Source organism: Aestuariivita sp. (genome assembly GCF_049276915.1).
GTDB lineage: Bacteria > Pseudomonadota > Alphaproteobacteria > Rhodobacterales > Rhodobacteraceae > Aestuariivita.
The window spans coordinates 1-11,545 of the sequence record NZ_JBASXK010000117.1; the positions used below are offsets into that span (position 1 = coordinate 1).

Sequence of the window (11,545 nt, forward strand, 5' to 3'; positions counted from 1 at the left end):
GCCCGAGGTCATTCAGGGGGTTGAGTTCAAGGACGGGATCAAGCAACTTCAAAACGCCGCCTGATGAAGGCCGTCACCAACTTATGGGCATATCTCCAAGCAGTTGCAGAATTCCCCAACCTCACACAACAATGCCCTGATAGACGATTGATGGAGTCGCGGCCCATGGTTCGAAAACCCGTAGGCAATTGGTCATGAAAAGAGCACGGGTCCTCATCTTGATCGGGGCGGTTAGGGCTGCTGTTCATCTTCTCAGGACCGTGGCCGCGCGCTCAGCGACCACGCAGGAGATCCAGATACCCCATGTCAGGACCGCATGATCGGAACACACGATGAGTGATCCTGGTTGCGCACCGTTTGTGCTGCGCATTGCGAGCTATAACATTCAGAAATGCATTGGCACGGATCTGCGACGCAAGCCTGCCAGGGTGCTCAAGGTTCTTGATGCATTGCAAGCCGATATCGTCACCCTGCAGGAAGCGGACAAACGCCTGCCACCCCGCCCTGCCGCCCTGCCCGCGCATCTGCTTCTCGAGCACGGCTGGCAGGTGGTACCACTGGGCGGCGCGGCCTCTCTGGGATGGCATGGAAACGCGATCCTTTTTCGCGGTGACATCTCGCTGACCCTCACGCAAAGGCTCAGCCTCCCGGGGCTTGAGCCGCGTGGGGCAGCACTTGCAGAGTTCGACACCCCACTTGGACCACTGCGTGTTGTGGGTCTGCATCTGGGGCTGATTGCTCAGTGGCGGCGACGTCAGTTGCATATGCTCATGCGCCAGACGGCACCGCGCGATCCGGTCCCGACGATATGGGCCGGTGACTTCAATGATTGGGATCGCAGCCCTCTTTTGGACCGGGCAGCACCGGCCATGAATTTCCTTCCGGCCCTGCCCAGTTTTCCAGCACCTGCGCCACTGGCCCCTTTGGATCGCATCGCGCTTTCGCCCGATTTGCGGGCCCTGCGCCACGGCGTCCATGGGATACGACCGGCGAAAACCGCCTCCGACCATTTGCCGCTTTGGGCCGAGATCACCCGCGCCTGACGCAATCACCACATGACGCGCAAAGTTCATGTGTCGCGCAGGTGTGAAGTCGATCCATTCCTGACAAAGCGGGCTGGCCATGCCTGCACTCAGGCGTTAAACCCCATGGCCATCCACACCTGGTGGCCATGCGGGACGAATTGAATGCCGGACACAATCATTACGCGCTGCGAGGCCATGGGCCTGCGCATCACCGGTCAGCGACGCACCATCGCCCAGGTGCTGGAAGACAGTGACGATCACCCGGATGTGGAAGAACTCTATGCCCGTGCCAGTGCGGTAGATCCAAAGATCTCGATTGCCACGGTGTATCGCACGGTCAAACTGTTCGAAGAGGCCGGACTGGTCGACAAGCTCGAGTTCGGCGACGGCCGGGCACGCTATGAAGATGCCGAGCGAGATCACCATGATCATCTGATCGACATGAATTCAGGCGAAGTCATCGAATTCGTCGACGCCGAGATAGAAGCCCTGCAGGAAAAAATCGCCCGCAAGCTGGGCTATGAGTTGCGCGGACATCGCCTGGAACTGTACGGCGTGCCCCTCAAGAAGGGTTAGGCGATCCCAAACTGGATCGCTTTGCCTGCGAAAGCATCAACGGGATAAGCCCCGTCAGGAACATCAGCCGCGCAACATGTGCCGCAGCTATGAATCCCGGATTGGCCCCCAGCACGGCCCCCAGGGCGATCATCGTTTCGAAGCCGCCCGGCGCGAAGGCAGCCAGAACCGTCGCCGGGTCAAGATTGAGAAAATAGGCCACGGGCAAAGACGTCAGGATGGTCAGGACCGACGCCAGAACGGTAATGGCCAGGCCCGCAACAAAACCGGCGCGCAATGCCGCCAGGCCCATTCCGGAAAACCGCGTTCCGATCAGGGCACCCAAGGTCACAAAGCACGCCGCGCCCAGATGCGGGCCGATGCCGCCCTCGACCCATCCACCGCCATGCCCGAAGGCCGAAACGAACATCGCGGCTATCAGCAAGGCCGCAGGCAATCGCAGGCGCTGGAACAGCACACCGACCAGAGCAGACAGCGCAAGCAGCAGGACAAACACCGGCAGCGACAGCATCACCTGCCCGGCCAGAGGATTGCCGGCAATCTCGACCCCCATGGCAAAGGCAATGATCGGTACGATCAGCGTCAACGCAAGCAGACGGACAGCCTGCACGACCGTAACGCTCAGCGTATCCACGCCTTCCTGCATACTCAGCCCGATAACAAAGCTCAGATGCCCCGGAGCGGCGGCCAGAACGGCGGTTTGTGCATCATATCCAAACCCGCGTCTGAGCAGCATCTGGCAGCTCAGCATGATGGCGACCAGCAACACCAGCAATGTAAGGAAGGCCAGCGGCAACTGGCCCATGACAACAAGCGTTTCAGGGGAAACCGTGCTCCCGATCCCGACCCCGATGACCAGAAAAGCCAGGTCACGCAGCCGTGGATGAATATCCATCGTCAGACCGGCAAGACCCGCTAGGCTGACCGCAAGCGCTGGTCCTGTCAGCAAGGCCGCTGGCAGGCTGATCAGGGTGCCGATCATGGCCCCCGCAGCGGCGACCGCCAGCGTGAACAGGGTTGCGCGCCATGGGGACAGAACCTGCAGTATTGCCATGAGTTCAGCGTATCATGCGCAGGCAAGACTTGACCAGATGTCCGAGCTTGCTGACTTGTTCCAAGCGCCCGAATACGGCATGGGTCAATCCTTGGGTCTGATGTGAAAAACGGGAAGCTACATGGACAATTTGCGCGGAGCTGCCTGGATGACGCTGGCCATGCTGGGCTTTGCACTGGCGGATACGTTCATCAAGCTTTTGTCGGATGATTTTCCGATCTGGCAGATCATCGCGATTCTCGGGTTTGGGGGCGCGCTGACATTCGGCGCAGCCACGCTGGCGCAGGGCCAGTCGCTGTTCCCGCGCGCCGTGCTGTCCAAGGCCGTCATCATTCGCAATATCGGCGAAGTGCTGGGTACATTGGGATTTGTCACGGCATTGACGCTTATCCCGCTCAGCTCGGCCTCGGCGATTCTTCAGGCCACACCGCTTGTCGTTACCCTCGGAGCCGCGCTGTTTCTGGCGGAAAAGGTGGGCTGGAAACGGTGGAGCGCCATTCTGGTGGGGTTTTTTGGCGTCGTGCTGATCATCCGCCCCGGGATGGACGGGTTCAACGTGCACGCGCTTTTTGCGGTACTGGCCGTCATCGGTCTGGCCATCCGCGATCTGGCAACGCGCTGGGTCCCACGCAATGTCAGTTCGTCTCAGCTCAGCTTTTTTGCGTTGCTGGTGCTGATCCCGGCAGCCTTTCTGCTGGGGGCGATCACCGCAGCCCCCATAGTCCGCCCGCAAGGCTGGGATTGGGCCGTGATCTGTGGTGCCGTCAGCATGGGGGTTCTGGCCTATTTCTCCATTGTTACCGCGATGCGGGTTGGTGAAATTTCATTCGTGACGCCGTTCCGATACTCGCGCATTCTGTTTGCCCTTGTCATTGGAGTGGTCATTTTTGGCGAACGCCCGGATGCACTGATGTTGATCGGTGCCGCGCTGATCGTCGGTTCGGGGCTCTTTACCCTCTGGCGTGAGCGCAAACATCGCGCTGCGACCTAAGCAACCCTTTTAATAAGGGGTTTGGCCCGGTATTAGGCCACAAAACCAGACCTGAGGGATCCCACCCATGAGCACGATCATCGACATCTTCGCCCGCGAAATCCTGGACAGCCGGGGCAACCCCACGGTTGAGGTTGATGTGATCCTCGACGACGGCACGATGGGGCGCGCTGCGGTGCCCTCTGGCGCATCGACAGGTGCCTATGAGGCGGTCGAAAAGCGCGACGGCGACAAGGATCGCTATATGGGCAAGGGCGTTCTGGAAGCTGTGGCGGCCGTGAACGGAGAAATCGCCGAAGCGCTCGTGGGCTTTGATGTCACCGAACAGCAAAGCATAGATGCCGCGATGATCGAACTGGATGGCACCGACAACAAGGCACGTCTGGGAGCGAACGCGATTCTGGGTGTGTCGCTGGCGGCGGCCAAGGCGGCTGCTGATTTCACCACACAACCGCTTTATCGCTATGTCGGGGGCACTTCGGCACGCATCCTGCCGGTGCCGATGATGAACATCATCAATGGCGGTGAGCATGCGGATAACCCCATAGATATTCAGGAATTCATGATCATGCCGGTCAGCGCGGGCAATATCCGCGACGCGGTGCGCATGGGGGCCGAGGTGTTTCACACCCTGAAAAAGGAGCTGTCCGCGGCGGGTCTGTCTACTGGAATCGGCGACGAAGGGGGATTCGCACCCAACATCAGCTCGACCCGCGATGCGCTTGATTTTGTTTTGAAATCCATCGAAAAAGCGGGTTACACCCCGGGCGAGGACATCTATCTCGCGCTGGATTGCGCGGCGACCGAGTATTACAAGAATGGCGCTTATGTGCTCTCGGGCGAAGGCAAAACCCTGACCAGCGATGAGAACGTCGCCTATCTGGAAGCTCTGGTGAGGGACTATCCGATCATTTCGATCGAAGATGGGATGTCGGAAGATGACTGGGACGGCTGGAAGGCGCTGACCGAGGCTCTGGGTGACAAGGTCCAGCTTGTTGGAGATGATCTGTTCGTGACCAATCCGGCGCGCCTGGCTGAAGGGATCGCACGGGGTTGTGCGAATTCGATGTTGGTCAAGGTCAATCAGATCGGAACCCTGTCCGAAACACTCAAGGCCGTCGATATGGCCCACCGTGCGCGATACACCAATGTGATGTCGCACCGTTCGGGCGAGACCGAGGATGCCACGATCGCGGATCTGGCTGTGGCCACCAATTGCGGTCAGATCAAGACCGGCTCGCTTGCGCGCTCGGACCGGCTGGCCAAATACAACCAGCTTATCCGCATCGAAGAACAGTTGGGCGAAACCGCGGAATATGCCGGGCGTTCGATCCTCAAGTAAGCGCTATCCTTGAAGCCGATCGGGGCGGAAGGGCTCAAGCAGTTCTGACGCTCCGCCATTTGTCAGCTCTTGCGTGACCAGTTCGCCGGTGATTGCCGCCAGAGTCACACCGCTGTGCATGGTCGCGATGTAAAGCCCGTCCGGCCCCGCAGGTCCGACCACCGGTAACCCGTCCCCCGGCACAGGCCGCAGGGCCACAGTGATGCTGTCGCGTTCGATCTGATGCCCCGGCAGCAATGCGCGAACACGCCCCAGAGCGGCATCCGCCAGTTCCTCGACGTTCTCTGGTATGTCTTCAGCGTCATCGGCCTGATGGTTGGGCGAAGTCGGCGCCAACAGGCGTCCGTCAGGCAATTGGCGCAACTCCTGATCCGGAGCCGCAAGAACGTGGGACAAAAGCGGCTTTAGCGGGCGGGTCGTGACCAGCAAACCCGGCCGACGCAACATCGGAAGAGTGACACCCAGCGGCGCGATCAAATCCGGAGTGGCAGTACCGGCAGCCACGATGACATGATCCGCGCTGAAGGTTCCGGCGTCGGTGATGACGCAAGACACCGCGCCTTGCGTGGTCTCAATCGCTTGGATCTGCACACCGAAAAGCCCGATTGCCCCCGCCGCCATAGCCCGCCGCACAAGTGAATGGGTCAGATCAGCCGTCTCTCCAGCCCCTTCAGCCGGAAAGCGCAGCGCGTGTTCGGGTGGCGCGTGAATGGCAGGTTCCAGCTGATGAAATATATCTTTATCAATATGTTCCACCGGATAATTCAAGCTCTTTAGGTTCTCGTGCATTTGCACCAGAGCGTCGCCATCCTCCTCGAACCAGAGACAGCCTGACCAGGTGACGCCATCAATGCCCAGCCGGTGCCAGGCTGCAATGCCGGCGGCGCGCAGACGGAAATGGGCCTCGTTCGCGAAAAAACTCGCGTTGATCCAGCCGAAAGAGCGCCCGGATGCACCCGTGGCGGGGTTCGCGCTGTCGATGATGCGGACCGAATGCCCGGCTTCGGCCAGACGGCAAGCGATAGCTGCACCGATGATCCCTGCCCCGATCACAACGATTCGCTGGCCCATGTTGTGCACCTCTCTTTGGACTGAGCCTAGCCGCCATGCAGACCATCGCAAGCCCTTGCGCCGGTGCCGGAAAGCCCCCACAGTTTGCATCATGACCGCAGATCAGATCATCGAAACGCTTGACCTCAGCCCCCATCCCGAAGGCGGCCATTACCGCCAGACATGGATCGCCGACAATGCGGGCCGCCCCTCGGGCACCTGCATCTATTTCTTGCTGCGTGACGGGGAAAGCAGCCATTGGCATCGCGTGGATGCCACCGAGATCTGGCTCTACCATTCTGGCGCGCCTCTGATTCTGTCGCTCAGCGCCCATGATGATGGCCCTGCCGAGGATCATCTGCTCACGCCGGACCTGACTGAGGGCCGCCCCCAGATTATCGTGCCTGAAGGCCATTGGCAGGCCGCGCGCACGACGGGCGCGTACACGCTGGTCAGTTGTACGGTTTCTCCCGGGTTTCAGTTCGAGGGCTTTACACTGGCCCCGGCGGGTTTTGACATTCCGCGCTAAAGTTGTTCTGGCAAGCCGCGCATCTATCCTCCAGACTTGGTGCCAATGGATCATGTGGCCTATCTCAAATCGCTTCCTGATGAGGAAAAGGCGCGTCTGAGCGAGCGCTCGGACAAGATCGGATTGCGCCATCTGGCACTGTATCTGAGCGCATGTGTTCTAAGTGCGCTCGGGATCATGCTGGCACTACCCGGCTGGCCGGTCTTGATCGGTGTATTGGGCATTTTGCTGTCGTTTCTCTTTACGCTGGCCCATGAATGCACCCACCAAACGCCCTTTCGCACCCGATGGATCAACGAAGTTGTCGGCCTGCTGAGCAGTGGTGTGATCGGTATGTCATTTACATGGTTTCGCTATTTTCATCTGGCACATCACAAGTTTACCAATGACCCCGAGAACGACCCCGAACTTGTCGATGGGCCCCGTCCCGACAATTGGCGCAGCTTCGTGATCTATCTGACGGGCTGGGGATACTGGTCGGGCAACGCGCGTGTTCTGGCCACGCTGGCCTTTGGCACGCCAAGCGCGCGCTACCTGCCAGCCCGACAGATCCCACGCATGCGGCGCGAAGCGCGGATATTGCTGGGGATCTATCTTCTGTCCGTGTTGAGCCTTGGATTTTCGTCGATTCTGTTCTGGATCTGGATCTTGCCGCTGGTCCTGGGTCAACCTGTACTGCGGCTCTATCTGCTGGCCGAACATGGACGCTGCCCTCCAGTCGCAAACATGCTCGAGAATTCGCGCACGACATTCACCAACGCGCTGGTGCGCGCTCTTGCCTGGAACATGCCTTATCACGCCGAACACCACGCCTTTCCGAATGTGCCGTTCCATCGCCTGCCCGATCTGCATCGGGACGTGGCTGCACATCTGAAGTCCACCTCGAAGGGCTATGCGGATTTCACCAGAACCTATGTGGCAAACCTGCGTTGACCCCGAACCGGATCGATGCATCTCATGCGACTTCCAGGCTCAGGGCCGGCTGATCGTACCTCCGCCGACCAAAGCGCGCACGCCGGTGGTCGACGGACCCGAGGTCGGCAAGCCGCGCAGAACACGCACGGCCAGATAGGCAAAAGCCTGTGCTTCCAGCATATCGCCATCCAGACCAACCGCCTCCACAGGTTCGACCGGGCAACCGGTCGACACGCTCAGCATCTCCATCAGGACCTTGTTCTTGCGCCCGCCACCGGTCACCAGCATGCGCTTGGGCGAGGTTGGCATATGCTCCATCGCCTGTACGACGGCGGCCACGGACATGGCCGTGAGAGTGGCGACCGCATCCGCGTCCGAAAGCTCGCTCACAAGCTCGATCATCTCGGGAAAGTCATTTCTGTCCAGTGACTTGGGTGGCATTCTTGAGAAATACGGCTCTTGCAGAAACAGCTCAAGCGCTCCGGTGGCAACGGTGCCCCTCAGCGCCAATGCGCCGTCCACGTCCATTTCCTGCCCCAACCGCATTTGCATGAAATCATTGATCGGAGCATTCGCAGGTCCGGTATCAAAGGCCAGAAGCGCGCCCTCTTCTTCAGGGCCGTCAAACCTGGGGTCCACATAGGTGATGTTGCCGACCCCACCGAGGTTGAGAACGCACAAAGGCTCTGAAGCCCCGATCCATTTGGCGCAAGCGAAATGGAAGAAGGGGGCAAGCGGCGCGCCCTCTCCCCCAAGGCGCACATCATCCGAGCGGAAATCCCACACCACAGGACAGCCCAAGGCATCCGCAAGAGCAGCTCCGTTGCCAACCTGCAGCGTGCCCTTGCCCCGGGGATCATGAGCCAGAGTTTGCCCATGAAACCCGACGATATCCGGGGTTTCGAATTCGCCAAGAAGCGCAATATGCGCCGCATCAACCACCACGCCGGCCCGGGTAACCGGATCGCCCAGCCATTGACCAAGACCGGCACGCAGCACAGAGCGTTCAGCCTCGCCATAGGGTCGATAGGCACTGGCACCAAACGCGGATATGCGCTCACCATCCGTGTCAAGGATCGCCGCGTCCACCCCATCAAGCGACGTCCCGCTCATGGCGCCAAGTGCGCGCATGACCTTGCCCCCACCGCGCGTTGCCCCACCAGCCTTATTCATGGCCTTTTCCTTTGTGCTTTGCCCGCCTATAGATTGCCCCGCAAATCAGACCCGAGGCAAGCCATGACCTATCACCCCAAATCGGACTTCATGCATGTCATGATGCAGCGCGGCTTTCTTGCTGACTGCACCGATTATCAAGCCTTCGACGAGGCTCTGAGCAAGGGTGTCGTGCCGGGTTATATCGGCTTTGATGCCACTGCGAAATCCCTGCATGTGGGGTCGCTGATCCAGATCATGACGCTGCGCTGGCTGCAGAAAACCGGACATAAACCGATCACCCTGATGGGTGGAGGAACAACCAAGGTGGGCGATCCGTCTTTTCGCGCAGATGAACGGCCTCTGCTGACGCCTGATCAGATCGATGACAACATCGCGGGGATCAAACAGGTCTTTGCCAAATACCTCGATTACGACGACAGCCCCACGGGCGCGTTGATGCTGAACAATGCCGAATGGCTGGATGATCTGAACTACCTCGATTTCCTGCGCGATATCGGGCGCCATTTCAGCGTCAACCGGATGCTGTCCTTTGAGTCGGTCAAGTCACGGCTGGATCGCGAACAGTCGCTGTCCTTCCTCGAGTTCAACTACATGATCCTGCAGGCCTATGATTTCCTGGAACTGAACCGCCGCTATGGCTGTCTGGTGCAGTTCGGCGGGTCCGATCAGTGGGGCAATATCGTGAACGGGATCGACCTGACCCGCCGTGTTCTGGAACATGAGATTTACGGCATGACCACGCCGTTGCTAACGACCTCCGATGGCAAGAAGATGGGGAAATCCGCCGATGGAGCCGTCTGGCTGAATGCCGAAATGCGCTCGCCCTATGAATTCTGGCAGTTCTGGCGCAATACGACAGATGCCGATGTGGGCCGGTTCCTCAAGCTCTATACCGAGCTGTCCCTTGATGAGTGTGAGCGTCTGAGCGCGCTGGAAGGATCAGAGATCAACGAGGCAAAGATCGTGCTGGCAAATGCCGTGACGGCTCTGTGCCATGGAGATGTGGCCGCGGCCACGGCAGAAGCCACCGCGCGCGAAGTGTTCGAGAAAGGCGGTGTCGGGGATGATCTGCCGACCCTGTCGCTCAGCAACGATGAACTGCCCATGTCCATCGTGCAGGCCATCGTGCGCGCCGGGCTTGCCAAATCCGGCAAAGAGGCCAAACGGCTGATCACGGAAAATGGAGCGCGTCTGGACGATGCCCCGCTGACCGATGCCGGGCTGATGCTGGATGCAGACGCACTCGCCTCTCCGATCAAACTCAGCGCAGGCAAGAAACGCCATGCACTGGTGCAACTGGCCGGCTGATCTTCACCCGGAATGCGACAGGCGCAGTAGCAGATGATCAGGGATCTTTCACGATCCCCGGCGCTTGCCTGCGCGTCTCGAAGGCCGGTTCGCCCCTGCGGGCAAACAGCGATCAGCCATTGGCCTTTTCTTCCAGAAGCAGCCATTCATCCTCGGCAGCGGCCAGCTTTTCCTGACGTTCCACCAGCGCCTCGGTCGCCTTCTTGAACTTCACCGGCTGTTGCGTAAACAGGTCCGGATCAGCCAACAGCCCCTCCAGCTTGCCAATCTCGGCCTCCAGCCGCGCAATCTCGGCCGGCAGCGCCTCAAGGCGATGCTTTTGGGTGAAACTCAACCCGCGTACCGCCTTTTCGGATTTTGCCTTCTCGGCTTTCGGCTTGACGGCTTTGCCTGGCTCCCCGTCCGGCACAACACCCTTTTGCGCCTGGTAATCACTCCAGCCACCCGCATAGAGCGTCGCCTGCCCGTCGCCCTCCATAGCGATCGTGGTCGCCGCCACGCGATCAAGGAAATCCCGGTCGTGGCTGACCAGCAGAACCGTGCCGTCATAATCCCCCAGCAGATCTTGCAACAGATCCAGAGTTTCAACATCCAGATCATTGGTCGGTTCATCCAGAACCAGCAGATTGGACGGCTTGGCCATCAGTTTGGCCAGCAAAAGGCGCGCCTTTTCACCCCCCGAAAGGGATCGCACAGGCGCACGCACCTGACGTTCATCAAAGAGAAACTCCTTGAGATAGCCGACCACATGTTTGGGTTGACCGCGCACCATCACCTGATCGGCCTTGCCCGAAACCCGCATCTCGGGATCGCCTGTCAGGCTGTCCCAAAGGCTGAGATCAGGAACAAGCTGTGCACGCGCCTGATCAAAAACCGCGACTTCCAGTCCGGTTCCAAGAGTGACGGTGCCGGCATCTGGGCTTTCCTGGCCCAACAGAAGGCGCAACAAAGTGGTCTTGCCCACGCCATTGGGCCCGACAAAAGCCACGCGATCACCGCGCATCACGGTCAGCGAGAACGGCTTCAGAATGACCTTGTCCCCGAAAGCCTTCGAGATATCGCGCGCCTCGATCACCTTGCGGCCCGATTTTGGCCCCGCATCAAAGGCCAGGCTTGCCGTACCCTGCCGGGTAATCTGTGCCGCCCGTTCCTCACGCAGCCCCTGCAGCGCACGCACGCGGCCCTGATTGCGCTTGCGCCGCGCGCTTATGCCTTCAACAGCCCAACGGGCTTCGGCCTTGATCTTGCGGTTCAGCTTGTGGCGCTGCATGTCTTCGTCTTCCCAGACCTTGTCCCGCCAGGCTTCGAAATCGCCAAAACCCTTTTCCTGGCGGCGCACGACACCGCGATCGATCCAGAGGGTCGCACGCGTCAAGGCGCGCAGAAAGGCGCGGTCATGACTGATCAGAACGAATCCCGCGCGGGTGCTGCACAATTCATCCTCCAGCCAGCCAATCGCCTCGATATCCAGGTGGTTCGTCGGCTCATCCAGCAGCATCAGATCAGGCTCGCGCGCCATCAGCCCGGCCAGGGCCGCGCGTCGCCGCTCGCCGCCGCTGGCCGTCGCGACCGGCCGGTC

General features: G+C 60.0%; 11 protein-coding genes. 7 read left to right on the top strand and 4 right to left on the bottom strand.

Annotated elements, in window-relative coordinates; translation table 11 throughout:
• Positions 1-332 precede the first annotated feature (332 nt).
• Positions 333-1,043: an endonuclease/exonuclease/phosphatase family protein gene (locus WAO69_RS12530; RefSeq protein WP_422179602.1), complete on the top strand. Its 711-nt coding sequence runs from the start codon at positions 333-335 to the stop codon at positions 1,041-1,043.
• Positions 1,044-1,187: 144 nt separating this feature from the next.
• On the top strand, positions 1,188-1,601 hold the full coding sequence (locus tag WAO69_RS12535; protein ID WP_422179604.1) for a Fur family transcriptional regulator: 414 nt from the start codon (positions 1,188-1,190) through the stop codon (positions 1,599-1,601).
• On the opposite strand, the gene WAO69_RS12540 is transcribed toward WAO69_RS12535, so the two are convergent.
• Positions 1,588-2,655, bottom strand: coding sequence for an AbrB family transcriptional regulator (locus WAO69_RS12540; protein WP_422179606.1), 1,068 nt, complete (start codon positions 2,653-2,655; stop codon positions 1,588-1,590). The genes WAO69_RS12535 and WAO69_RS12540 overlap by 14 nt on opposite strands.
• A 121-nt stretch (positions 2,656-2,776) precedes the next feature.
• Between WAO69_RS12540 and WAO69_RS12545 the strand changes: the two genes are divergently transcribed.
• Positions 2,777-3,646, top strand: a complete 870-nt coding sequence (locus WAO69_RS12545; RefSeq protein WP_422179608.1) for a DMT family transporter — start codon at positions 2,777-2,779, stop codon at positions 3,644-3,646.
• A gap of 67 nt (positions 3,647-3,713) precedes the next feature.
• Positions 3,714-4,988, top strand: coding sequence for a phosphopyruvate hydratase (gene eno / locus WAO69_RS12550; RefSeq protein WP_422179610.1), 1,275 nt, complete (start codon positions 3,714-3,716; stop codon positions 4,986-4,988).
• A 3-nt stretch (positions 4,989-4,991) separates the two neighbouring features.
• Here eno and WAO69_RS12555 read toward each other — a convergent pair whose 3' ends face one another.
• Entirely contained in the window at positions 4,992-6,059 is a 1,068-nt protein-coding gene (locus WAO69_RS12555; protein ID WP_422179612.1) for an NAD(P)/FAD-dependent oxidoreductase, read from the bottom strand.
• A 91-nt stretch (positions 6,060-6,150) separates the two neighbouring features.
• On the opposite strand from WAO69_RS12555, the gene WAO69_RS12560 reads away from it, so the two are divergent.
• Positions 6,151-6,567 carry a cupin domain-containing protein gene (locus tag WAO69_RS12560; RefSeq protein WP_422179614.1) on the top strand — a complete coding sequence of 139 codons (417 nt, stop codon included), beginning with the start codon at positions 6,151-6,153 and terminating at the stop codon, positions 6,565-6,567.
• A gap of 45 nt (positions 6,568-6,612) precedes the next feature.
• Entirely contained in the window at positions 6,613-7,500 is an 888-nt protein-coding gene (locus WAO69_RS12565; RefSeq protein WP_422179616.1) for a fatty acid desaturase, read from the top strand.
• Positions 7,501-7,539: 39 nt separating this feature from the next.
• Here WAO69_RS12565 and WAO69_RS12570 read toward each other — a convergent pair whose 3' ends face one another.
• Positions 7,540-8,655 (bottom strand): anhydro-N-acetylmuramic acid kinase, encoded by a 1,116-nt coding sequence (locus WAO69_RS12570; RefSeq protein WP_422179618.1) that lies wholly within the window; start codon positions 8,653-8,655, stop codon positions 7,540-7,542.
• A gap of 63 nt (positions 8,656-8,718) precedes the next feature.
• Between WAO69_RS12570 and tyrS the strand changes: the two genes are divergently transcribed.
• Positions 8,719-9,966, top strand: a complete 1,248-nt coding sequence (gene tyrS / locus WAO69_RS12575) for a tyrosine--tRNA ligase (RefSeq protein WP_422179620.1) — start codon at positions 8,719-8,721, stop codon at positions 9,964-9,966.
• Positions 9,967-10,078: 112 nt separating this feature from the next.
• Here the strand turns inward: tyrS and WAO69_RS12580 are convergent.
• Positions 10,079-11,545: ATP-binding cassette domain-containing protein (locus WAO69_RS12580; RefSeq protein WP_422179622.1), on the bottom strand; the 1,467-nt coding region annotated here is incomplete at its 5' end.

Excerpts from the sequence above, each read along its gene's own strand:
- WAO69_RS12540 (WP_422179606.1), bottom strand. The coding sequence starts at position 2,655 with ATGGCAATACTGCAGGTTCTGTCCCCATGGCGCGCAACCCTGTTCACG.
- WAO69_RS12565 (WP_422179616.1), top strand. The coding sequence starts at position 6,613 with ATGGATCATGTGGCCTATCTCAAATCGCTTCCTGATGAGGAAAAGGCG.
- WAO69_RS12545 (WP_422179608.1), top strand. The coding sequence starts at position 2,777 with ATGGACAATTTGCGCGGAGCTGCCTGGATGACGCTGGCCATGCTGGGC.
- WAO69_RS12560 (WP_422179614.1), top strand. The coding sequence starts at position 6,151 with ATGACCGCAGATCAGATCATCGAAACGCTTGACCTCAGCCCCCATCCC.
- WAO69_RS12570 (WP_422179618.1), bottom strand. The coding sequence starts at position 8,655 with ATGAATAAGGCTGGTGGGGCAACGCGCGGTGGGGGCAAGGTCATGCGC.
- WAO69_RS12530 (WP_422179602.1), top strand. The coding sequence starts at position 333 with ATGAGTGATCCTGGTTGCGCACCGTTTGTGCTGCGCATTGCGAGCTAT.
- eno (WP_422179610.1), top strand. The coding sequence starts at position 3,714 with ATGAGCACGATCATCGACATCTTCGCCCGCGAAATCCTGGACAGCCGG.
- WAO69_RS12535 (WP_422179604.1), top strand. The coding sequence starts at position 1,188 with ATGCCGGACACAATCATTACGCGCTGCGAGGCCATGGGCCTGCGCATC.
- tyrS (WP_422179620.1), top strand. The coding sequence starts at position 8,719 with ATGACCTATCACCCCAAATCGGACTTCATGCATGTCATGATGCAGCGC.
- WAO69_RS12555 (WP_422179612.1), bottom strand. The coding sequence starts at position 6,059 with ATGGGCCAGCGAATCGTTGTGATCGGGGCAGGGATCATCGGTGCAGCT.